The sequence below is a fragment of the Vibrio sp. 1288 genome (assembly GCF_033344475.1).
In genome coordinates this window covers 25,809-48,811 of record NZ_JAWPOX010000024.1, presented here as the reverse complement: position 1 = coordinate 48,811, position 23,003 = coordinate 25,809, and the positions used below count along the sequence as shown (strand labels likewise).

25 protein-coding genes are annotated in these 23,003 nt (G+C 44.6%); 15 read left to right on the top strand and 10 right to left on the bottom strand.

Going from position 1 to position 23,003, the window contains the following annotated elements:
• Nucleotides 1-7: 7 nt before the first annotated feature.
• A complete protein-coding gene (locus tag R8O11_RS17215; RefSeq protein ID WP_213903871.1) occupies nucleotides 8-379 on the top strand; it encodes a hypothetical protein in 372 nt (123 codons plus the stop codon).
• Between the two features lie 48 nt (nucleotides 380-427).
• Here the strand turns inward: R8O11_RS17215 and R8O11_RS17210 are convergent, their stop codons facing one another.
• Nucleotides 428-616 (bottom strand): hypothetical protein, encoded by a 189-nt coding sequence (locus tag R8O11_RS17210; protein WP_005380230.1) that lies wholly within the window; start codon nucleotides 614-616, stop codon nucleotides 428-430.
• Nucleotides 617-1,033: 417 nt separating this feature from the next.
• Complete coding sequence (gene argA / locus R8O11_RS17205; RefSeq protein WP_012841478.1) at nucleotides 1,034-2,371, bottom strand: amino-acid N-acetyltransferase; 1,338 nt, start codon at nucleotides 2,369-2,371, stop codon at nucleotides 1,034-1,036.
• Between the two features lie 162 nt (nucleotides 2,372-2,533).
• Between argA and R8O11_RS17200 the strand changes: the two genes are divergently transcribed.
• The 5 genes from R8O11_RS17200 to R8O11_RS17180 all read left to right on the top strand — a co-directional run bounded on the left by R8O11_RS17200 (nucleotide 2,534) and on the right by R8O11_RS17180 (nucleotide 6,953).
• Nucleotides 2,534-2,989: a DUF2850 domain-containing protein gene (locus R8O11_RS17200; protein ID WP_005380234.1), complete on the top strand. Its 456-nt coding sequence runs from the start codon at nucleotides 2,534-2,536 to the stop codon at nucleotides 2,987-2,989.
• Between the two features lie 273 nt (nucleotides 2,990-3,262).
• Nucleotides 3,263-4,366 carry a murein transglycosylase A gene (gene mltA, locus R8O11_RS17195; RefSeq protein ID WP_005391723.1) on the top strand — a complete coding sequence of 368 codons (1,104 nt, stop codon included), beginning with the start codon at nucleotides 3,263-3,265 and terminating at the stop codon, nucleotides 4,364-4,366.
• Nucleotides 4,367-4,465: 99 nt separating this feature from the next.
• A complete protein-coding gene (tcdA, locus tag R8O11_RS17190; protein ID WP_042521374.1) occupies nucleotides 4,466-5,275 on the top strand; it encodes a tRNA cyclic N6-threonylcarbamoyladenosine(37) synthase TcdA in 810 nt (269 codons plus the stop codon).
• Between the two features lie 19 nt (nucleotides 5,276-5,294).
• Nucleotides 5,295-5,723, top strand: coding sequence for a cysteine desulfurase sulfur acceptor subunit CsdE (gene csdE, locus R8O11_RS17185; protein WP_005385278.1), 429 nt, complete (start codon nucleotides 5,295-5,297; stop codon nucleotides 5,721-5,723).
• Between the two features lie 309 nt (nucleotides 5,724-6,032).
• Nucleotides 6,033-6,953 (top strand): sensor domain-containing diguanylate cyclase, encoded by a 921-nt coding sequence (locus R8O11_RS17180; RefSeq protein ID WP_104975544.1) that lies wholly within the window; start codon nucleotides 6,033-6,035, stop codon nucleotides 6,951-6,953.
• A gap of 33 nt (nucleotides 6,954-6,986) precedes the next feature.
• On the opposite strand, the gene csdA is transcribed toward R8O11_RS17180, so the two are convergent.
• The 4 genes from csdA to R8O11_RS17160 form a co-directional block, all read right to left on the bottom strand.
• On the bottom strand, nucleotides 6,987-8,198 hold the full coding sequence (csdA, locus tag R8O11_RS17175; protein ID WP_318194291.1) for a cysteine desulfurase CsdA: 1,212 nt from the start codon (nucleotides 8,196-8,198) through the stop codon (nucleotides 6,987-6,989).
• Nucleotides 8,198-8,797: a DJ-1 family glyoxalase III gene (locus tag R8O11_RS17170; protein WP_213867032.1), complete on the bottom strand. Its 600-nt coding sequence runs from the start codon at nucleotides 8,795-8,797 to the stop codon at nucleotides 8,198-8,200. Before R8O11_RS17170 ends, csdA begins: the two co-directional genes overlap by 1 nt.
• The gene (gene panE, locus R8O11_RS17165; protein ID WP_318194290.1) at nucleotides 8,794-9,684 is read right to left on the bottom strand and encodes a 2-dehydropantoate 2-reductase; all 891 of its coding nucleotides are present in this window, start codon (nucleotides 9,682-9,684) and stop codon (nucleotides 8,794-8,796) included. The genes R8O11_RS17170 and panE overlap by 4 nt, the downstream gene beginning before the upstream one ends.
• 108 nt (nucleotides 9,685-9,792) lie before the next feature.
• Nucleotides 9,793-10,638 (bottom strand): outer membrane protein OmpK, encoded by an 846-nt coding sequence (locus tag R8O11_RS17160; protein ID WP_005391741.1) that lies wholly within the window; start codon nucleotides 10,636-10,638, stop codon nucleotides 9,793-9,795.
• 323 nt (nucleotides 10,639-10,961) lie between these two features.
• On the opposite strand from R8O11_RS17160, the gene R8O11_RS17155 reads away from it, so the two are divergent.
• The 4 genes from R8O11_RS17155 to R8O11_RS17140 are packed head-to-tail and all read left to right on the top strand — an operon-like array spanning nucleotide 10,962 to nucleotide 14,198.
• Nucleotides 10,962-11,558 (top strand): LON peptidase substrate-binding domain-containing protein, encoded by a 597-nt coding sequence (locus R8O11_RS17155; protein WP_025768231.1) that lies wholly within the window; start codon nucleotides 10,962-10,964, stop codon nucleotides 11,556-11,558.
• Nucleotides 11,555-12,913, top strand: coding sequence for a DUF4397 domain-containing protein (locus R8O11_RS17150; protein ID WP_318194289.1), 1,359 nt, complete (start codon nucleotides 11,555-11,557; stop codon nucleotides 12,911-12,913). Before R8O11_RS17155 ends, R8O11_RS17150 begins: the two co-directional genes overlap by 4 nt.
• A 44-nt stretch (nucleotides 12,914-12,957) precedes the next feature.
• Complete coding sequence (locus tag R8O11_RS17145) at nucleotides 12,958-13,542, top strand: RNA polymerase sigma factor (RefSeq protein WP_005380255.1); 585 nt, start codon at nucleotides 12,958-12,960, stop codon at nucleotides 13,540-13,542.
• Nucleotides 13,539-14,198, top strand: coding sequence for a ChrR family anti-sigma-E factor (locus R8O11_RS17140; protein WP_005380256.1), 660 nt, complete (start codon nucleotides 13,539-13,541; stop codon nucleotides 14,196-14,198). Before R8O11_RS17145 ends, R8O11_RS17140 begins: the two co-directional genes overlap by 4 nt.
• Nucleotides 14,199-14,261: 63 nt before the next feature.
• Here the strand turns inward: R8O11_RS17140 and R8O11_RS17135 are convergent, their stop codons facing one another.
• From R8O11_RS17135 to R8O11_RS17120, 4 genes are all read right to left on the bottom strand, one after another.
• Nucleotides 14,262-15,614 (bottom strand): AmpG family muropeptide MFS transporter, encoded by a 1,353-nt coding sequence (locus tag R8O11_RS17135; protein ID WP_225491513.1) that lies wholly within the window; start codon nucleotides 15,612-15,614, stop codon nucleotides 14,262-14,264.
• A gap of 71 nt (nucleotides 15,615-15,685) precedes the next feature.
• Nucleotides 15,686-16,231 (bottom strand): peptidylprolyl isomerase, encoded by a 546-nt coding sequence (locus R8O11_RS17130; protein ID WP_005380258.1) that lies wholly within the window; start codon nucleotides 16,229-16,231, stop codon nucleotides 15,686-15,688.
• Nucleotides 16,231-16,800, bottom strand: a complete 570-nt coding sequence (locus R8O11_RS17125; RefSeq protein ID WP_005380259.1) for a YajG family lipoprotein — start codon at nucleotides 16,798-16,800, stop codon at nucleotides 16,231-16,233. Before R8O11_RS17125 ends, R8O11_RS17130 begins: the two co-directional genes overlap by 1 nt.
• A 32-nt stretch (nucleotides 16,801-16,832) precedes the next feature.
• Nucleotides 16,833-17,987, bottom strand: coding sequence for a methyltransferase (locus tag R8O11_RS17120; RefSeq protein ID WP_213906525.1), 1,155 nt, complete (start codon nucleotides 17,985-17,987; stop codon nucleotides 16,833-16,835).
• 243 nt (nucleotides 17,988-18,230) lie between these two features.
• Between R8O11_RS17120 and bolA the strand changes: the two genes are divergently transcribed.
• From bolA to R8O11_RS17095, 5 genes are all read left to right on the top strand, one after another.
• Entirely contained in the window at nucleotides 18,231-18,539 is a 309-nt protein-coding gene (bolA, locus tag R8O11_RS17115) for a transcriptional regulator BolA (protein WP_005380262.1), read from the top strand.
• A gap of 474 nt (nucleotides 18,540-19,013) precedes the next feature.
• On the top strand, nucleotides 19,014-20,354 hold the full coding sequence (locus tag R8O11_RS17110) for a Na(+)-translocating NADH-quinone reductase subunit A (protein ID WP_225491512.1): 1,341 nt from the start codon (nucleotides 19,014-19,016) through the stop codon (nucleotides 20,352-20,354).
• 5 nt (nucleotides 20,355-20,359) lie between these two features.
• Nucleotides 20,360-21,604, top strand: coding sequence for an NADH:ubiquinone reductase (Na(+)-transporting) subunit B (locus R8O11_RS17105; protein WP_005380265.1), 1,245 nt, complete (start codon nucleotides 20,360-20,362; stop codon nucleotides 21,602-21,604).
• Entirely contained in the window at nucleotides 21,594-22,364 is a 771-nt protein-coding gene (locus tag R8O11_RS17100) for a Na(+)-translocating NADH-quinone reductase subunit C (RefSeq protein WP_005380267.1), read from the top strand. Before R8O11_RS17105 ends, R8O11_RS17100 begins: the two co-directional genes overlap by 11 nt.
• Nucleotides 22,364-22,996, top strand: a complete 633-nt coding sequence (locus R8O11_RS17095; protein WP_005380269.1) for an NADH:ubiquinone reductase (Na(+)-transporting) subunit D — start codon at nucleotides 22,364-22,366, stop codon at nucleotides 22,994-22,996. The genes R8O11_RS17100 and R8O11_RS17095 overlap by 1 nt, the downstream gene beginning before the upstream one ends.
• Nucleotides 22,997-23,003 lie beyond the last annotated feature (7 nt).

The window sequence follows — 23,003 nt, the reverse complement described above, 5'->3', positions numbered from 1 at the left end:
GTGAAGTTTGCAGTTATTAGAAGTTTCTTTTATTACATTTTTTGTTGCAGGTGCTTTGTTAGTTTTTTGGTACCTGATAGTAGGTATTTTGCTTATTGTTATCACGCCGCAAAAAGTAAAGCGCTATGCGTACACTAGTGAGCATTATACAGATATTGAGCTTGCTTTAGTTTCTGGATGTCACTTTGGGGCCTTAATACATGGATTAGCCCTTGTTGCCGCAGTTGCATTTCCTAAGTTGGCCAAAAAAAGAAAGCTAACAGATATTCGTAGAGTTTGCCCAAAGTGGTTCATAAGTATTGGGCTAGTGTACTGGACTATTTTAATCTTTATCGTAGTCACTATTTTTGCATCTTTGTTAGCTATGATTTTGTTTTGAATTGATTACGTACGTAAAAGAAGACCGAGCTTATGGCTCGGTCTTCTTTTATGCATGTTTTGCAAACGCATTGGTAAAAGACACGCTGCGTATTTTGTATTGCTGTTGATAAGCAAGAATAAAATCTCGGATAGCGTCATTTACAGGGAAAACACAGTGGACGTCTAGGCCTTCTAAAAACTGATTGTCAGCCATATCCCAGAAGCTTTGAAGCGAATTACAAATGATTGTTCTCATAACAGTGCTCGTCTCGGCTTATTTAAAGTCAGATTAACAACTGTCCTTGGTGTGCAATACGGAGCTAACTAGTTTTTCAATTGCCCAGTATTTTAGGGTGAAGGCTACATTACATCACCTAGATCCATTCGTATTGGTTAAAAACCAATCACTAGCGAGCAGAGTATAGCCAACCAAATGTATATTTAAAAGATAAAATTGGAACAAAAATCAAGCAATGGTTTGCGCATATCTAAGTTGGGTTTACATGATGACCCGCTAGTCCGGAGTAGGGGTTATGTGTGGCCTTACTCCTAAACAAACTCGTTCCTAAACAAGCTCGATGTGCAGGGTTGAGCGTTAATGAACTAAATCCTGCCCTTTGAGGTTAGTTGGTATAGTGGAACGTTAAGTTTCGCTCCCTGATTTAAGGTTAAGCTATAAATCTAACGCTAAGATTTTGGACTTACGCTGGAAGTTATATAACCCTTGTTTGGCTCCAGGCAAATAGTCGACACTGACTTCGTAAAAACCTTGCTCTCTAAACCAATGCAAACTGTGTGTCGTGAGGACAAAAATCTGATCAATGGTTTCGGATTTAGAACGATGTTTCATGTAGTTGAGCAGTAACAAACCTCGGTTTCCATCACGATAGTCAGGGTGAATCGCTACGCAAGCCATCTCAGCTTTACGCTCTTCTGGGTATGGGTAAAGGGCAGCACAGCCAATAATCAAGCCGTCTTTTTCGATGATGGTAAATTTTCCAATCTCTTGCTCTAGCTGCTCTCGAGAGCGCCTAACCAGTACACCTTGTTCTTCTAACGGGCGAATGAGGTCTAAGATACCGCCAATATCGTCAATATTAGCTTGCCTCACTTGTTCAGCACTCGCCATAACAACTTGGGTTCCGATGCCGTCGAAAGAGAACAACTCCTGAATTAAGGCGCCATCTACTTTATAACTGATCAAGTGGCTACGAGGTACTCCGGCACGGCAAGCGGCAATAGAGCCTTTAAGAAAGCGCAGTGTTCCTGTGTTGTAATCTAGATCAGGAGACGTATTTTCAGAGAGCGTTTTGATGACATGCTCCGCCTCAATTGGCAGTAATTCGGCGACAGCATTGCCGTTGTCATCAATGACACCTTGTTCGGAGCAAAAACCAATCAGCTTATCCGCACCCAGCTTTATCGCCAGTTGTGTCGCGACTTCTTCAGAAAGTAAGTTAAAACACTCGCCAGTCACAGAGCTAGCAATGGGGCCAAGTAGCACAATAGAGCCTTGGTCGAGCGTGCGATTAATCGCGTCGGTGTCAATGCGGCGAATGCGTCCACTATGGCAATAGTCCACACCATCATCAACGCCGAGTGGCTGAGCAATGATGTAGTTTCCGCTAACGACATTGAGCTGGGTGCCTGCCATCGGAGTGTTGTTGAGGCTCATTGATAGGCGCGCAGTAATCGCAAGTTGAAGTTGTCCGGCAGCTTGCATAACAACAGATAAAGCCGATTCATCCGTAATGCGGATATTTTTGTGGTAAGGCGTAGTGAGGTCTTGTTTTTCTAGCAGCTGATTAATTTGAGGACGTGCACCATACACCACCACGACTTTGATTCCGAGGCTGTGCATGAGTGCGATATCATTAATAATATTGCCAAAATTTTTGTGTGCGACGGCTTCTCCGCCCAGCATGATCACCATGGTTTTTCCGCGGTGAGCATTGACATAAGGTGTTGATTGACGGAATCCTTTTACGAGAGCAGTACTACGAATTTTCACTACAGCCATTCCTTTGTTTAATTATGTTAAAATAATGCCTTTTTATTCACTTGGTGGCAAGGTGAAATTTTGGAATAAAGCACAAACATATTGAGGTAGGTTCTTGGTCCCGTTAAGAGGGAAGGTTACAATGGTGGCGTCTTTCCTCAATACGTGAACCTCATGTCTTCTGCTGTTAATAAGAATGCTGCGATCACTGCTTCAAATCTGTCAAAAACGTCATCTAAATCAATGCTTCGTAAGTGGCTAGAGCGTTCTCTCATGCTTATAGCGATAGTTGGAACCGTTGTCGTGTGCATGCTGTATAGTGATTTGATTACTCGAACCATTAATCCGCCCATTCCCAAATCGACAATTTATGGTCGCTGGGTTGAGCAAGATGTTGCGCCTTATGCTCGTGAAGAATTTGTGTTGAGTGAGCGCGGTGTTACCGTAAATGGTTCTACAGTGGCGACCAGTTTTGAATTCGATGGGGATTCGTTTTCGTATCGAGTGGGTTCAAATGAGCGGCACTTCAATTTTGTGGGTAAGCAGCATGCAGAAATGAAGCTGGATGCCAATGCACATTATCTACCTGTATTCCGTTTAGAGGGGCGTGCAAGGATTGCGGTAAGATAGTCGTTTTTATTATTGTCTCTTAAGCTGACAGCTTTTTCGTCTGTGAGTCACATGGATGATCACAATTTCATCTCTCAATCAGTAAATCTTACTTTCAAACATAATCCGGACAATTCCGTAATTCTTCCGCTGCTATCATGTTGTATTAACTGAATGAATTCACAACGAGTAAACGGATTGGCTTAGCGTTGAAACATTTTGTCGTTGCTTTTCAATTGCACCGTATGCATTTGTTTGCCATCCTTTTGCTATTCTCTTTTACGGAAAAGACACGTGTTAAAAAAACTCCTTCCTATTATCTCTTTGAGCCTACTCTTTGGCTGTGCTCAACAAAATGATCGTGCTCAGCAGTATCTTGATGGTGAGTTTCCTCAGATCCTCAATCAAGTGGATGTGGTTGAGTCTAACAAACCACGCGATTTTACTGAATTTAACAAGCAAGCTGAGCAAGTGGTGATAAAGTCACCATCCATGGCGAAGATATACCAACCGCTATATCAACGATTAAGTGAGTGGGCGCAACAGAGTGGAGATACCAGTGCGTTGAGTGCGTTTGGCATTCAAGCCGCGCAATTGGGTGGTGGTGATAAAAAAGGTAATGTGCTGTTTACCGGATACTTTTCTCCCGTGATGGAGCTGCGTCATACACCAAACGACATTTTTAAGTACCCAGTTTATGGCAAGCCAAACTGCTCATCAGATTGTCCGACTCGTGCGGAGATCTACAACGGGGCATTAGATGGCCAAGGTTTAGTGCTAGGTTATGCGCCTAACCGTATTGACCCGTTTATGATGGAAGTGCAGGGCAGTGGCTATGTGCATTTTGAAGATGATGATACGTTGGAGTACTTCGCGTACGCAGGGAAAAATAATAAAGCTTACGTTAGTATTGGCCGCATTTTGATTGAACGTGGTGAAGTGCCGCGTGAAAAAATGTCTCTCAAAGCGATTAAAGAGTGGGTAATGGACAACGACGACGCAACAGTACGCGAGTTGTTGGAGCAAAACCCTTCTTACGTCTTCTTTGCGCCAAAAGCGGAAGCGCCAGTAACGGGATCGGCTGGTATTCCTTTGTTACCAATGGCCGCGGTCGCGGGTGACCGTTCTATCTTACCAATGGGCACACCAATCTTGGCGGAAGTACCATTGCTGAATGCGGATGGTACGTGGAGCGGTGCTCATCAACTGCGAATGCTGATCGTTTTAGACACTGGTGGTGCGGTAAAACAGAACCATTTGGATCTGTATCATGGCATTGGTGCGAGAGCAGGAACGGAAGCAGGGCACTACAAGCATTTTGGTCGAGTTTGGAAACTTGGGCTGGAAAACTCACCAACTCAAGCGCCTTGGGCTTTGCCGCCAGAAAAGCTACAATAGCGACCCAAGAAAGAGGAACCGCCTCTTATCTAGACATTTCATCAAAGAGTGCGTATAAATCGCACTCTTTGTTTTTCTATCGATCATCTGGACTTCAATATGCGTGAACTCGATACCCCAGCATCTGACAGCTACAATCAACGCTTTGGCGGCACTCGTCGTCTTTATGGCAACAGTGAAGTGGACATTCTTCGCGCTGCACACGTTTGTGTTATTGGTATTGGTGGCGTGGGTTCATGGGCGGTCGAAGCGCTGGCCCGTAGTGGGATCGGTGAGTTGACTCTGATTGATATGGATGATGTTTGTGTCACGAATATTAACCGCCAAATTCATGCGATGACGGGCACCGTTGGCCAAAGCAAAATTGAAGTTATGGCCGAGCGTGTCAAATTGATCAACCCAGAGTGTAAAGTCAATCTGATTGATGATTTCATCACGCCAGACAATCAACATGAGTACTTAAGCAAAGAGTTTGATTACGTGCTAGATGCGATTGACAGCGTAAAAGCGAAGGCGTCTTTGTTGGCGTATTGCCGCAGCAACAAGATCAAAGTGATCACCACGGGGGGCGCTGGTGGTCAGGTTGACCCAACGCAGATCATGGTCGCTGACTTAACGAAAACGATCCAAGATCCTCTAGCGAAGAAAATCAAAGACACCTTGCGTCGTCATCATAACTTCCCTAAGAATCCGGCTCGTAAGTTTGGTATTGATTGCGTGTTTTCAACCGAGCAGCTGAAGTACCCTCAAGCAGACGGTTCAGTGTGTGGTGTGAAGTCGACAGCGGAAGGTCCAAAACGTATGGATTGCGCTAGCGGTTTTGGTGCGGCGACTGTCGTAACTGCAACGTTTGGCTTTGTCGCGGTATCGCGAATCGTTGAGAAGTTGATTTCAAAATATAAGCAGTAAACTAGAAGAAGAGCGCATCATGACAGATTTTCCCGTTTCTCCATTTGGTACAGATATCACCAGCGAAGACATTGTAGCGACTATGCAGCAATTTAAAGGCTGGGAAGATCGTTACCGTCAGGTTATTCAGTGGGGTAAAAAGCTGCCAAAAATGCCAGAAGAGCTGAAATCAGAACAAGTTACCGTTTCGGGTTGTGAAAGCTTGGTGTGGTTAGTGAGCAAAGAGCAAGATGGCGTTTGGCATTTTTGTGCGGACTCCGATGCGCGTATCGTCCGTGGATTGATTGCCTTGGTAATGGCAGCTTATGACGGTAAAACGGCCGATCAAATTCAAGCGTTTGATATTGATGCTTATTTTGATCAACTGGGGCTTGTCTCCCATTTAAGCCCGTCACGTGGTAATGGCTTGAAAGCTATTGTAGAGCAGATTAAGCAAACCGCCGTGTAACGAGTCATTTTCCCAATTCTTAAAAAACGCCGAATAACCTAGCTGTTTGGCGTTTTTTGTTTCTGAGTTGAGACATTTTTTGCATATGGATAAAAAGTATGCAAATAGTCGACTATTTTAGTGTTAATTAACCTTTCTATTGATCCTGGTTCATTATATTGCCCACTTGGTTTTTATAAACTCAATTGTATTTAAAATTTGTCTATATTAGATAGTAGACATATGCCTCATTCGCTCCTGTTCCCCAATGCTGACACGCATTTGGAGGCGATTGGGATATTTAGGTACAAACGCTAGGAACCTCCCTATATGCAATTCACCTTGGAACATGCGCAAGACGTGTTATCCGGAATGCCAGACCCCACTTTTATTCTGAGTGAAGATGGTATCTATATTGATGTTTTTGGAGGAACAGATAAAAAAGCCTATCACGATGGAAGCAATTTGATAGGTAAGACACTTCACAGCGTACTTGAAAAAGATAAAGCCGACTGGTTTATCGAGCAGATCAGTCGATCACTGAAACAAGACAGTATTGTGACGATCGAGTACAAGATGTGCGCCGACAGCATTCAGGGAATAGATGCTAACAGTGGGCCAAGAGGCGACCTATACTACGAAGGCAAGATCTGCCCACTCGCTATAAAATACCGAGGTCGTCGCGTTGTCCTTATTCTTACACGCAATATCTCCAATCGCCACCGAGTTGAAACCCTTCTTCGCCATCAAAGCCAAATTGATGCTCTTACCAACATCTACAATCGACGTGTCTTTTTCGAAAAGCTCACAGAAGAGGTCATTAAAGCTCAAGAGCCGAACTATCACTCCGCGTTGTTATTGTTTGATTTGGACTTTTTTAAAGTCATCAATGATAAACGTGGTCATGATGCGGGGGATTATGTCTTAGAGACCTTAGCTGATTTGGTTTCTCACTTACTCGTCAAAGACGAAATTTTTGCAAGAGTCGGAGGGGAGGAGTTTGCGATTATTTTGCCAGAAACTTCTCTGTCGGCGGCGAAAGAGGTAGGAGAGGAAGTACGTTCCCACATTCAAAATTGTCAGTTCGAATTTGAAAAGATTGAAATTCCGGTCACGGTGAGTGTAGGCGTGGTGGAAATAGGCAGAAATGAAACCACCAAACGTTTGTATGCGCATGCAGATAAAGCGCTTTATGCTGCGAAAAGAAATGGCAGAAATTGCGTGGCGACTCTGGATAGGCAGATGGAGTAACCTTGTTGGTTACTCCAAATCAAACCGTTGGCGTTATAGCATGTCGACGGCTTTTTCTACGGCGGCGATGAGTCTTTCCACATCGTTCGTCGTGTTATAAATACCAAAAGAGACGCGTACCGTGCCTTTCACATTTAGCGCATCCATCAATGGGTGAGCGCAGTGGTGTCCTGCTCGTACCGCAATGCCTTGTTGATCGAGCAGCGTCGCAATATCTTGGTGATGAACGCCGTCCATGACGAACGTCAGTACCGAGGCATTCGGTTGATAGCCTAGAATATGGATGTCATCCAAAGCGCTTAGTGCTTGGTAGGCCTTATCCTGAAGCACATGGAGATGATCCTCTACTTCGTGATGGTTAAAACCTTGGTACCACTCAATGGCTTTCGCTAGAGCAATCGCGCCCGCAACGTTTGGTGTGCCCGCTTCAAATTTACCAGGAAGTGCAGAAAACGTCGTTTTTTCGAAAGAAACGCGTTCAACCATTTTACCGCCGCCGTGCCATGGTGGCATGGCTTCCAAAAGTTCAAGCTTGCCGTATAAAACCCCAATGCCTGCTGGTGCATAAAGTTTGTGACCTGAGAAAACGTAGAAATCGATATCTGATGCCGATAAATCAAGTTGCTCATGTACGATGCCTTGCGCGCCATCAACTACAACAACCGCGCCAACGTTGTGCGCCAGTTCAGTGATTTTTTCGATAGGTTGGCGTGTGCCTGTTACGTTGGTTATTTGTGCGCAAGCAACAATTTTACAGCGGTCAGACAGAAGCGCCTCAAATGCACTGATGTCGAACTGGCAATCTGATGTCATCGGAACTTTAATGACTTTAGCACCCGTTTGCTCTGCCACGATTTGCCAGGGCACGATGTTGGCGTGGTGCTCCATCTCGCTAATTAAGATCTCATCACCTGGTTGTAACGTGCTACTGGCGTAGGTTTGAGCAATTAAGTTCAGTGCTTCGGTTGCGCCCCGTGTCCAAATGATCTCTTTAGAGCTGTTTGCACCAATAAAGCTTGCCACTCGTTCTCGTGCCGCTTCAAATTGGCTGGTGGCATTAGCCGTTAAACTGTGGCTGCCACGGTGAACATTGGCATTTTGCGCACTGTAGTAATGACTGATGACATCAATCACACATTGCGGTTTTTGCGTTGTCGCTGCGCTATCTAGATACACTAAGGGCGTATCGTTGACGGATTGGTTTAGAGCAGGAAATTGCTCGCGTACAGCATTTACGTCAAACATTATTCTTCACCAAGCTTGTGGTAGTGCAGAGTAGGCAGAGGGATCATTGGTTCAGCAACTGACCATGCGTGTTTTTTACCTGAGAGTTGAATGATTACTTCCATCGCGAACTCTAAAGCTGTACCCGGACCTTGACTAGTGATCAGGTTGTGGTTGATATCAAAGGTCACGCGTTTGCTGCGCCACTTCTCTTCCGGGATATGTGACTGAAAGCTCGGGTGACAGGTCATCAGTGATTGTGAGAAAAGATCATGGTGTTGCAATACCAACGCCGGTGCTGCGCAGATAGCAGCGACCAATTTTCCCTCGTAGATGTGCTGCTTAAGGATTTCTATCATCACCGTGCTATCACGAAAAATTTCTGCACCACCAACACCACCAGAAAGCGCTATGGCGTCAAACTCATCATCAGCAATATCGACCAGTTTACAATCGGCTGTTAGTGTGACTCCGCGAGAAGCTTTCATCGTCAATGAGCCATCAAAAGCAGCACTCGCTACCGTAACGTCATAACCCGCGCGAACCATCATGTCGATAACGGTGACGGCTTCCATTTCTTCGGTGCCCGGAGCGATTGGCACTAAGATTTTCTTACTCATTGTTCTGTCCAGCTTTGTTCTATTTGTTTGATGCGTTGGTAAAGTTTTAAATTCTCAGGCGTATTGATGCGATGTTTCTCGGCAGCCTTTAACAAGTATCCGGTTATAAAATCAATTTCCGTTCGACGCTGATGGAATACGTCTTGTCTCATTGAAGAATAGTTCTCAGCTGTGGCGTTCACCACTTGCATTACCGTATCGAAAAGAGAGCGAAACTCGATAGCAATACCTTCTTTACTCATTACTTCAACCAGTTCTTGAGTGATGCTTTCGAGTTGTATCTTAAACTCGGGCTTCGCAAGTTCACCATTCTTACACTGGAGAATCGCAGTCAGTGGGTTAATCGCGCAGTTGATCGCTAACTTAGTCCATAACGCAGATTGGATGTGTGGATTCCAAATGGCCTCTGGAAGGGCATTATGCATAACATCTTTCAGAAAAGTGCACTGCATTCCTTTGTCATTATAACCACCCGCTTGCGTTGTTCCGTGACCGGTATGCAATACGTGTTGGTTATCTGGTTTGTATGCGCCGTGCGTTGTTGTTGCGAGCACTATCGGATTGTTTGGCACAACCTTCTCCAAGGCAGAGGCAGTACCCATACCATTGTGCATCAGCATGATAATCGTGTCTGTATTGATATGAGGGAGCAAAGGCTGAATGGCGTCTTCCACTTGCCAAGCTTTTACCGTGATCAAAATGAGATCCGCTTTATTTACGGAGGAAATATCTTGATTACTGAATACGGTTGCGGGTGTGTCATCCAACTGAAGTGATTGTTGTCTCTCTGAACTTCTTCCCCACAATGAAACATTGTGTCCGGCAAGCTGAAATTTTGTTGCCCAGAGTGAGCCCACCGCACCTGGACCGAGGATAAGGATATTCACCAAACGCTCTCATTAAAAAGGTTTGCTGCAAGGATAATGAGGGAAAAAAGGAAAGCAAATAAAAATGGCGCCGAAAGGCGCCATTTTTGAGCAAACTTAGTGGTTCAATTAGAACTTGTAAGTTACAGCTAGGTAGTGGCTTACACCAGTCGATTCTAGCTCAACACCTGGAGCGACTTGTAGACCGTCTTTTACGCCATATACTTCTTTGTATGCTTTCAGGCCGTAACCAACCGCGAAGCGATCTGAGTGCCAGTAAATGCCGTTGAACATTGCACCACCGTTTGACGCGGTAGTACCAAATTTGTTACCAGCATCATCATCCATACCGAATTGGTAATCAATGTAACCTTGGTAAGAAATGAATGAACCATTGTCGAAGAAGTAGAATGGTTTGAACCAGTTAGTCGAGATTTGGAAACCGTTCCAACCTTTGTTGTTGCCATCGTAAGTGCTGTACAGGTTTAGGCCGATTTTACCTAACCAAGGAACCATTACATCAGAACCTAAACCGATTTTCTGGTTGTTTACACCACCGTTGTTACCGCCCCATTCCATTAGAGATGCAATGTATAGCTCTTGAACTGGACCGAAAGATAGGTCTTTACCAGTTACGGCATCTAGAGACATACGTGGTGCAAATTTCATGAACATCTTGTCAGGAGCGCCGTTCTCAATTGACTTATCTTGGTTATCTTTAGTCGCTAGGTTAAATACGTCTACGTAACCGTATAGGTCGAAAATACCAGAGCGACCGCCAAATTCCATTTCTAGGTAATCGTGAGCGTTGTCGTCAGCGCCTTTAACTCGTGGCATTTCATCAATTGAGTACATGTAGTTGAACTGCATCCACTTGTAATCGTTTTTGTGGATATCGCCGTCAGAGTAATCTGCCGCCATAACTGGAGCTGAAGTAGCCGCTAGAAGGCTAAGAGCTAAAAGTGATTTACGCATAAGGGGACTCTCTATGTTTGTAATGATTCAGAACACGCAATCTATGCTGCGCTTTCCAATTGGCGGGAATAATAGCGATAAAAATCCCAAATGAAAGTGATAAAGGGTGCAAAATTGAACGTTTTTGGTGAGTTGTGTCACGAAATTATCTTTATTTACGGAACTTTTTGTTCGTTGCATTTGATTGCAATAAATATGTGACTTAGATCGTTTGCGTAAGCGATTTTATGACTTTTTAAGCCAGTCGATTAACCAACATAAATCGTTAGTGATCGGAGTGATAAGGGATTCGTATGTATCCGTGAATCAAAGAGGACGTTTGAATGAAAGAAGTCATGTTATTCCCACTCACTTCAGTTGTACTCCCTGAAGGTAAAATGAATCTGCGCATTTTTGAGCCACGATATAAGCGAATGGTAAAGGAATGCAGCCTACAAAATGTGGGTTTTGGAGTTTGCCTAGTAGGAAGTGAAGGTGACCCTAAAGACGTGGGTAACGTTTCATCTATCGGAACTTTGGTCAGGATCGTTGATTTTGAAACACTCAGTGATGGCCTTCTTGGTATTACAGTTGCTGGTGAGAAACGCTTTGTTGTTAAACGTGTTCGTGCAGATGCGGATGGCTTACGCCATGCAGAGGTTGAATGGTTAGATAATTGGCAACATCCAGACAACTCACCAGATTTCTTCTATTTAAGCCAGCAGTTATCCCATGTTTATGAAGAGTTTCCTCAACTTGGAAGCCTCTACCAGCATCGTTTTTACGATGACTCTGCTTGGGTTACTCAGCGTTGGCTTGAGTTACTACCCCTAGACTGCAATCTGTTCGAACAGCTAGTCGGCGCAGAGGACTGTATTCCTGCGTTGCAATTTCTGACAGAAGCCATAGAAGCCCCGACTAACAAAGAGGCAAGGATATGAAAGGATTTAACAAAGCTGCGCTAACTGTTGTTGCGGCGTTAGGACTGGCGGCGTGTGGCTCCGACAGTGACACTATCGAGTATTCCAATTTACAAGCAGTGCACGCGTCTTCTGATGCGCCGCTTGCAAATGTGTGGATCAACGATAAACCATCATTAACGAATGTTGATTATGGTGTGGGATCTGGCTACGTTAAATTGCGAGAGGGGATGAATTCGATTCAGGTCGATGTTCAGCTCCCAGGTAATGAAACCGCGACCGTAATACCTAAAACAGAACTAGATCTTGATTCCGACCTCAATTATAACGTGTTCGTTGTTGGCGATGCCGATGGTTCGCCAAACCCAGTTGAGCCTTTAGTTGTGACTCGCAGCGCCGATTCAATGGCTGATGCCAATAGTCTAGATGTTCAAGTTGTTCATGCAGCTTCAGGCGTTCCTGCTGTTGATCTTTATGTCACTGAGCCAGGTGTTGCTCTTGCTAGCGCGACTCCAATAACTAACCTTGCTTACAAAGCTTCTACCGACGTATTGAACATCCCAGCTGGTGAGTATCAAGTTCGACTTGCCGTAGGAGACAGCGTTGCTTTTGACTCCGGCACAGTACCTCTTGCGGCTAATTCCAACTTGACGATTGCCGCTATCGGCACAGGAGATTCGAATAGCACGTCACCTGTCAAACTCTTGGTGTTGGACGGTTCGGGCTCTTCTATAATTGAAGATATGGGCAGCCAAGCTGAAGTAAGAGTCGGACACCTTGTCGATGGAGCGCCAGTCGTCGATGTTAACGTTAACGGGGCGGCCTTCGCTCCTCTTGCCGACTTAGCGTTCAAAGAGATTCGTGGTTATTTGGATCTTGCTGCTGGCGCTTACGATATCGACGTTTACGTGGATGGCACAACAACCAATCCGATCATAGATGTTGACGGGTTAATGGTTGCAGGTGGAATGGATTACAGTGTTTATGCAGTCGGTGTTGTTAGCCCAGCGATTGATATCGAAGCTCTGGTTGTTGAAGATATGAGACGCGCTGTGGCGACTAGCGCGACATTGAATGTGACACACGCTGCGGCTAATCCTATAGCGGAAATGGTGGATATTTACCTCACTACGAGTGCAGGAATAGATGGAAGTGATCCAACTATTGCTAATTTTGCGTATAAAAATAGCGTACAAGGATTATATGTCGCTGAAGGTACATATTATGTAACGGTAACAGTGGCTGGTAACCCAAGTATTGTTGCGGTTGACTCAGCACCAGTCAATGTAATGAACGGTGTTGTGTACCAAGTCGTTGCCATTGATGATGGGATCAACGGTGGTTTCAACTTGTTGGTCGATGACGTGACCGATTAGGACGAATGGGAGGAGGAGACTCCTCCCACAAATTAAGGCCGATTATGATGAGTGATAGCCCGAAAAAACTGGGGCGCAGTGATTGGAACGATTACATGGATAAAGTGAAGGCTCGAGACAAAGACGCGTTCGCTTTTGTATTCCGTTTTTACGCACCCAAGCTGAAGCAATTCGCTTACAAACATGTTGGTAATGAGCAAGTTGCTATGGAGATGGTGCAAGAGACCATGGCGACAGTTTGGCAGAAAGCGCACCTCTATGATGGTGAAAAGAGCGCGTTATCGACTTGGATATATACCATAATCCGAAACCTTTGTTTTGATTTGCTGAGAAAACAGAAAGGTAAGGAATTACACATTCATTCTGATGACATTTGGCCGTCAGAGTATTATCCACCTGATCTTGTTGATCACTATTCACCAGAACAAGATATGTTGAAAGAACAGGTGGTTAAGTTTTTAGATATATTACCGAAAAACCAGAGAGATGTTTTACAAGCGGTATATCTTGAAGAGCTACCTCATCAACAGGTCGCGGAATTATTTGATATACCCCTCGGTACTGTAAAATCCAGGCTGAGGCTTGCAGTAGAAAAGCTAAGGCATTCAATGCATACGGAGCAACTATGAACAAACACCCAGATAACAGCTTGTTAGAAGCATACGCTTCGGGAAGCATTGATGCGGTTTCTGGTCTTGTGGTCGCAACCCATTTAGAAACATGCACCAAGTGCCGAGCTTATGTGAACCAAGTCGAAGCAAGTCAAGCGAACATCGTAAGTGACATACCTTCTGAGTATGTTTCTGAATTTGACGACATGTTTAATGACATCATCAATGCGGAGCCAGCGACTGATAATATCGTGATCCGCGACTCTGCTGCTGTTAATGTCGCAGGAAAAAGTTTCGCTCTTCCTAAAACTCTAGCGCGTTTCTCTGACCTCGTAGGGTCATGGAGAAGTTACGGAGGCAAGGTTTTTAGTGCTCAGATTGACCTAGGGGAAGACGCTCGTGTCAGCTTAATGTACATCGGGGAAGATGTGCAAATTCCTCAACATACGCACAAAGGCCTGGAGTCCACATTGATCCTGCATGGCGGATTTAGTGACGAGGATGGCCAATATGAAGAGGGCGATTTGATGATTAGAGACGCATCAGTGAAGCACAGCCCTTACACTAAGGCCGGAGAAGACTGCTTGTGTTTAACCGTATTGACTGAGCCGATGATCTTTACTCAAGGCGTGGCACGTATATTTAATATGTTTGGTAAAGGGTTATACCCATAGACCTCTTATCTTATATCTCGCAAAACAAAAACCACCGAATTCGGTGGTTTTTTATATGTTTCGTTAATTCTTGTGACGTGCTTTTTCCAATAGAGCATCAAAGTAATGTCGTAGCGAGTACAACATAATCAAGCTTGGCACGACCATGACAGCGGTAAGCACGAAGAATGTGCTCCAATCATTAAGATAATCCACTAGCTCGCCACTGAAAGAAGCAAGAGTCGTCCGTCCGAAGTTTCCTAGAGAAGCAAGCAACGCATACTGAGTTGCCGAAAATGCTTGTCCGGTTAGAATCGTCAAAAATGAAACAAAAGCGACAGTTGAGAAAGCAGTCGTAAAGTTATCGACAATAATCGTGGCTAAGTACAAGTGCTCGTTTGGGCCTACCGAAGCAATCCAAGCAAACATCAAGTTACTGGCAGACATAGCAATACCACCGATCATTAATCCACGTACAATACCAAACCTAACGTTGAACATGCTTCCGACAAAAGTAAAGAAGATGGTGGCTCCCCAACCAATCAGTTTGGAGTAATAGCCAATTTGTTCATTGCTAAAACCAATATCTTTGTAGAACGCGATCGACATCCTGCCCAAAAACGCTTCGCCAATTTTAAATAGGAAAACGAACAGCAACAGAGTAATCGCGACACGGACACCATTGCGATTAAAGAAATCAAGGAAAGGTTCCACAACAGTCACGGTAAACCAAGCTACGACTTTCGAACCAACCACTTCTTTGTGGCGTTGTTCAGCGGCAGACTGAAGTTGTTCGCGTTGAGTCTTAGGTTCACCGACTAAAATCGTAAAGACCATTAGAATGCCGACTATCACCGCCATCCCGTAATACACACCATTCCAACCGACACTGTCAGCATTAACAAACGCTAAATAACCCGGTAGTGAATAACCTGTCCACCAGCCAATGACCGCCATTGCAGAAGCTTGAGGCAGTTTAGACTCTTCTGACTTTGGGAAAGTATCAATACGAAAAGCATCAATTGCGATGTCTTGTGTTGCTGAAGCCGTTGCAATACACAAGGCGAGTAGTGACGCAAACACCAAGTTTTCCGCTGGATTAACACCGGCAATAAATAGGGTAGCGACGAGTACGATACTTTGACAAAAGAAAATCCAGCTACGTCTTTGCCCCAGCAGTCTAAAGAGGACTGGCAGCTTCACGCGGTCAACCAGAGGTGCCCACAGAAAGTTGATCGCATAGACCGCAAAAACGCTACCAAAATAGCCAATTGCGGAGAGGGTCAAGCCGGCATCTTTTAGCCAACCTGACATGTTTGAACCGATAAGAACCCACGGAAAGCCGCTAGAGCAGCCCAGCATGAAAACCCACATGAGTCGTTTATCGAGGTAACTTTTTACCGTTTCCAACCAAGTGATGGAAGGTAATGAAGACATAAATCAATCCAATAAAATGAAGCCGTTGAAAGAGAAAGCCCTTCGATTATTCAAAGGGCTTATCGTTTTGGCTATTTAAGTAGTGTAGCTTTGGTGATGACGATTTGCGTCTCTGGTACATCACGCATTCGGCCTACCGTCGTGGTCGGCTGCTGAGCCATTTTCTGGATAACGTCGAACCCCTCAGTAACCTCACCAAATACAGCATAACCTGGTGGTCGAGCGCCATAGTTGAGAAAGTCATTGTCGACTAAGTTGACGAAAAACTGACGAGTTGCAGAGTTTGGTGCATTGGTTCGTGCCATGGCGATGGTAGCACGGTCATTGTTTAGACCATTATTTCCTTCGTTTTTGATTGGCGCGTATGTTTTCACCATCTGCATATCTTGGTTAAAGCCGCCACCTTGTGCCATGAAGCCTGGGATAATACGATGAAAAATAGTACCCTCGTAGCTCCCATCTTCTACATATTTTAGAAAATTAGCGACAGTGATAGGTGCTTTCTCTTCGTTTAACTCAACCGTAAATGAACCAAGTGTCGTTTCAAACGCTACTTTTGGTCCAGCCCAAACGCTGCAGCTGAGTAGTGCTAAGGACAGAATCGCTTTGCGTAACATTAGAAACGCTCCTGCATGTATTGACGAAGCTCAGGGTCATTGGCAATCTCTTTAAGCGTCAATGTCACCACATCATTCAATGTCTCTTCAATATCGGCATCAGAAGCACTCAATGTGCCAGATCGCTTTGCTGTACCTGTATAAGTTTTGACTAGCTTGCCCTCAGGTGTCTCTGCTGTGATTTCCAGCACAACTTTAGCATCCATCTCATTTTCCATCACCGAATGCTTCACGTTGACCAACGCTTCTTGAACGCTCAATTCAATCGCGTTGTTGCTGTTTAGATCCGCATGGAAACCTTGAGATGAGAATTGCTTCTCTAATGCTTCTTCTAACGCAATACGTAAATTCTGTTTAGCATGAAGAGGAAGAATGTTCGAACGGCCGTTATCCACCAACGCCACGTACTGCGCTGCACGTACATCTTTGCTGGTCAAACTGTAAGTCTTGCCTTGAACAATTGGATTGGTGCTCAATGTGCTTTCTGGCATCAGGTTCAGCTGAGGTTGTTGAGGGGCTGAACACGCAGCAAGCAACGCAACCGAAGCCGCAAGTACCAATTTTCTCATTTTATTATTCCTTTTAACTATTTTGCTAAAGCTTATTTTGCGCTTAATTTAGCAGGATTTTTTGTAGCCTGTAAAATCACAAACTTATTGTTGGAAGCGATAAGTTTCACATTTTTATCGCCAAACAGACGTTTGAGTTTTGCGTCGTACCCGAGGTGACGATTTCCGATAACCAGTAAACGGCCATTTTCACTTAATACTTGTTTAGCATCGCAGAACATTTGCCAAGCAATATGATCGGTGATTGCCTGTTGTTGATGAAACGGTGGATTACACATAACCATAGAGCTGCTGCTGTGTTTAAAACCGTCCAAGCAATTGTTCGCTATGCACTGTATGTCTCTATTTTCACCAAGGTTGTCGCGTAGGTTCTGTTTTGCCGACTCAAGCGCCATAAAGCTTTCATCAACACATGTTAGCCGAGCATTTGGATTCAACTGACCAAATTTAACAGACAGAATACCATTGCCGCAGCCGAGGTCGATGACATTGTCTATCGAAGGGTCTTGAGGCAGGTGCTGCAGCATAAAGCGTGCACCTAAATCTAAACTTTCTCCTGAATAGACATTTGGCATGTTCTTGAGTTCGATATCTTCGCCATCAACGCGCCAAGTCGTGAAAGGCATTACTTCAATCGGAGGCTCAACTGTTGCTTGAGAAAACACCAATCTGTGTTTTTTCCAGGCCAAAGATGTTTTTGTTTCGCCTAAGTATTTTTCAAACAGTTTTAGCGTCGAAGTATGAATTTCTTTCGCTTTATTGACTGCAATGACGGGGCAGGAAGCCGGTAGTGCCTTTCTTAATTGGCTTAGTATCCACACTAGATGGCGGTTACTTTTGGGCAGTTGCAGCAAGACGAGATCAATATTGGCAGGAATGAGGTCCATCGTGGTGGCAAACGCTACTTTATTGCACTGGTTTTGCTCGAGATTTTGCTGTGCACCTTTATGTGAGATGAATGAATCACTCATTAGCGTTACATGGTGCTTTTCCGAAAACCAGCAGGAGAGGGCACCAAAGCTGTCATTAATCACGAGGATGTTTTGATTGTCTGGCAAAGCAAGCTCTTCAACATGATTAATAAGATACTCATCACCGGCATCCCACGCTTGTAGCGTTTCGTTACTACGTTTTGGGAAACGATGAAGTGTTAAGCTTCGCTCGTGAAGGTTCAGTTCGGTTTTCATAGCTAAATGTAAGTTGATTTAGAAATTAAGTGTTATTGTCGCAAATGATGACGTGTCGAGATACAAAAAGCTGTCAAATTTTACGAGTTCAGTGATGGCTGCTCTTTAGACATGTTCATGGAGTCAAGCGCTTTGAGACAATATGTCTACAAAGTGCGTCAATAGTGAGAGTGATGTTTGAGTGATGCATGTCTGCTTTACTTAGGTATATACTTATGGAATTCGCATCAATGAGGAACGAATATGATCCAAGAAATCATAGAGAAGAAACTACACAGTGAGCTGCAACCCAGCTATCTCAAAGTCATTAATGAGAGCTACATGCATAATGTGCCACCAGGCTCAGAGAGTCATTTCAAAGTGATTGTTGTGAGTGATTCGTTCGCGGGACAGCGTTTGATTGGGCGCCATCGTCAAGTTCATCAAATTTTGGCAGATGAACTGGACAACCACATTCATGCATTAGCTATTCATACATACACTGATGAAGAGTGGAAGCGTGAACAAGATGGCGCCCCTGATAGCCCGATGTGTATGGGTGGTGGTCACTAAAAACGCAAGATATAAAGGTGCAGAGAAAAGGTGGCTTAAGGCCATCTTTTTTCGTTTTACATTCTTTAGGGACGTTAACGTGGCACAAATTCTGGTTAAAAAATGTGTTAACAGTGTTTCAACAAATGAATGGAAATTGCAGAATATTTCAGGCGATGAATATCACTTTTCCATAAGATATGTATGGAATATGGCATTTGTGCGATGGGTCAAAGTTATGACTATTCTTTGACCTTTTAGACCTGATTCTACCGAAATAACCCCTCTATTCTAATGATTGATCATGGCATCAAGTTCCTAAAAAATGCTAGACTACGGCACCTGATAAATCTCGCGTATTCCTTGTGACGAGATTTTTAATAGGATGTTGCGATTTTGATGTTTAAAACAACATCAAAACCGGACACTGATGTCGTGTCTAAAAGTTACGCAATCAAAAGAATCTTTTTCCCGATAAAAGTAGTGCAAGTGCGTATGATTACAATAAAGAAGGGCTTGGATCTTCCTATCGCAGGAACTCCATCCCAGGTGATTAATGATGGTAAGACCATCAAAAAAGTCGCCTTGCTTGGCGAAGAGTACGTTGGCATGCGACCTACCATGCATGTCCGCGTTGGTGATGAAGTGAAAAAAGCGCAAGTTCTTTTTGAAGATAAAAAGAACCTAGGCGTGAAATTTACTGCACCAGCAGCCGGTAAAGTGATCGAAGTTAACCGTGGCGCTAAACGTGTCCTTCAATCTGTAGTGATTGAAGTGGCAGGTGAAGAGCAGGTGACATTTGATAAGTTCGAAGCCGCTCAACTTTCAGGTCTAGATCGTGAAGTGATCAAGACTCAGTTGGTTGACTCTGGCTTATGGACCGCTTTACGTACTCGTCCGTTTAGCAAGGTTCCTGCAATCGAGTCTTCTACTAAGGCTATTTTCGTAACTGCAATGGATACTAATCCACTAGCAGCTAAGCCTGAGTTGATCATTAATGAGCAACAAGAAGCATTCATTGCTGGTCTAGACATTCTTTCAGCCCTGACAGAAGGCAAGGTTTACGTATGTAAATCTGGCACTAGCTTGCCACGCTCTTCACAGTCTAACGTAGAAGAACACGTCTTCGATGGCCCTCACCCAGCAGGTCTTGCTGGCACCCACATGCATTTCCTATACCCAGTAAATGCAGAGAATGTGGCATGGAGCATCAACTACCAAGACGTTATCGCGTTCGGTAAGCTGTTCCTAACTGGTGAGCTATGCACAGATCGTGTTGTGTCTCTAGCTGGCCCAGTTGTGAATAACCCTCGTCTAGTTCGTACCGTAATGGGTGCAAGCTTAGATGACCTAACAGATAACGAGCTGATGCCTGGCGAAGTTCGTGTGATCTCTGGTTCAGTACTAACAGGTACACATGCAACTGGTCCACACGCATACCTTGGCCGTTACCATCAACAGGTTTCTGTATTACGTGAAGGCCGTGAAAAAGAACTATTTGGCTGGGCAATGCCTGGTAAGAATAAGTTCTCGGTAACTCGCTCTTTCCTTGGTCACGTATTCAAAGGTCAGTTGTTCAATATGACAACGACGACCAATGGTAGTGATCGTTCAATGGTTCCAATTGGCAACTACGAACGCGTAATGCCTCTAGATATGGAGCCTACTTTGCTGCTTCGTGATCTATGTGCCGGCGACACAGACAGTGCTCAAGCACTGGGTGCGCTTGAACTGGATGAAGAAGATCTAGCATTGTGTACCTTTGTATGTCCAGGTAAGTACGAGTACGGTACGTTACTCCGTGAATGCCTAGATACTATCGAGAAGGAAGGGTAATTTTCATGGCTCTTAAAAAGTTTCTTGAAGACATCGAGCATCATTTTGAGCCTGGTGGCAAACACGAAAAATGGTTTGCCCTGTACGAAGCTGTAGCAACAGTTTTTTACACGCCAGGTATCGTAACAAATAAAAGCTCGCACGTTCGTGATAGCGTTGACCTAAAACGTATCATGATCATGGTTTGGTTTGCGGTATTCCCAGCAATGTTCTGGGGTATGTACAACGCAGGTGGCCAAGCTATTGCAGCACTTAACCACATGTACGCTGGTGACCAACTAGCGACAGTTATCGCAGGTAACTGGCACTACTGGCTAACAGAAATGCTTGGCGGCACTATTGGTGCGGAAGCGGGTGTTGGCAGTAAGATGCTACTAGGTGCGACTTACTTCCTGCCAATCTACGCAACAGTATTTATTGTTGGTGGTTTCTGGGAAGTGTTGTTCTGTATGGTGCGTAAGCACGAAGTTAACGAAGGTTTCTTTGTAACTTCTATCTTATTCGCACTTATCGTTCCACCAACGCTACCTCTATGGCAAGCGGCGCTAGGTATCACATTTGGTGTTGTTGTAGCAAAAGAGATCTTCGGTGGTACAGGTCGTAACTTCCTTAACCCTGCACTTGCAGGTCGTGCATTTCTATTCTTCGCTTACCCAGCGCAAATTTCGGGTGACGTAGTATGGACTGCAGCTGACGGCTTCTCTGGTGCAACTGCTCTTAGCCAATGGGCTCAAGGTGGTAACGGTGCTCTAGTTAACACAGTAACTGGCGCTCCTATCACTTGGATGGATGCGTTCATCGGTAACATCCCTGGTTCAATTGGTGAAGTATCGACTCTAGCTCTAATGATCGGTGCAGCGATGATCGTTTACATGCGAATCGCTTCATGGCGCATCATTGCGGGTGTAATGATCGGTATGATCGCAGTATCGACTCTGTTTAACGTGATCGGTTCTGACACTAATCCAATGTTTAATATGCCATGGCACTGGCACCTAGTTCTAGGTGGTTTTGCATTCGGTATGTTCTTCATGGCAACGGACCCAGTATCAGCGTCATTTACTAGCAAAGGTAAATGGTGGTACGGCATCCTGATTGGTGCAATGTGTGTGATGATCCGTGTAGTTAACCCAGCGTACCCAGAAGGTATGATGCTGGCGATTCTATTCGCGAACCTATTCGCACCTCTGTTCGACCATGTAGTGATTGAGAAGAACATCAAGCGGAGACTAGCACGCTATGGCAAGTAATAACGACAGCATTAAAAAGACGCTGGGTGTTGTTATCGGGTTGAGCCTTGTTTGTTCAATCATCGTATCAACAGCAGCAGTAGGTCTGCGTGATAAGCAAAAAGCTAACGCTGTCCTAGATAAGCAATCAAAGATCGTTGAAGTTGCAGGCATTGACGCAAACGGTAAGAAAGTACCAGAGCTATTTGCTGAGTACATCGAACCTCGTCTAGTAGACCTTGAAACAGGTAACTTTACTGAGGGTAATGCATCTACGTACGATCAACGTGAAGCATCAAAAGATGCAGAACGTTCAATCGCATTGACACCAGAAGAAGACGTAGCTGATATCCGTCGTCGCGCGAATACAGCAGTGGTGTACCTTGTAAAAGATCAAGATGAAGTCCAAAAAGTTATCCTGCCTATGCACGGTAAAGGACTATGGTCGATGATGTATGCCTTTGTAGCCGTTGAAACTGATGGTAACACTGTGTCTGCTATTACTTACTACGAGCAAGGTGAAACTCCTGGACTTGGTGGTGAAGTAGAGAACCCTTCATGGCGCGATCAATTCATTGGCAAGAAATTGTACAATGAAGATCACCAGCCAGCGATTAAGGTCGTGAAAGGCGGCGCACCGCAAGGTTCTGAGCACGGTGTTGATGGCTTATCAGGAGCGACGCTCACTAGTAATGGTGTTCAACACACATTTGACTTCTGGTTAGGTGATATGGGCTTTGGTCCTTTCCTAGCAAAAGTTCGTGACGGAGAACTTAACTAATGTCTAGTGCACAAAACGTTAAAAAGAGCATTCTAGCGCCAGTATTGGATAACAACCCAATCGCGCTACAAGTTCTTGGTGTATGTTCTGCTCTTGCAGTAACAACTAAACTAGAAACAGCTTTTGTAATGACACTAGCGGTAACATTTGTAACTGCGTTGTCTAACTTCTCTGTTTCATTGATCCGTAACCACATTCCTAACAGTGTGCGTATCATCGTTCAGATGGCAATCATCGCATCGTTAGTAATCGTGGTAGACCAAGTGCTAAAAGCTTACCTATACGATATCTCTAAACAGCTATCTGTATTCGTTGGTCTGATTATCACTAACTGTATCGTAATGGGTCGTGCTGAAGCATTCGCAATGAAGTCTGCGCCAGTACCATCTCTTATTGACGGTATTGGTAATGGTCTAGGTTACGGCTTCGTTCTTATCACTGTAGGTTTCTTCCGTGAGCTATTTGGCTCAGGCAAACTATTTGGTCTAGAAGTTCTACCTCTAGTGAGCAACGGTGGTTGGTACCAGCCTAACGGCCTAATGCTACTAGCACCATCAGCATTCTTCCTAATCGGCTTCCTTATCTGGGTAATCCGTATTCTGAAACCAGAACAAGTAGAAGCGAAGGAGTAAGGACGTC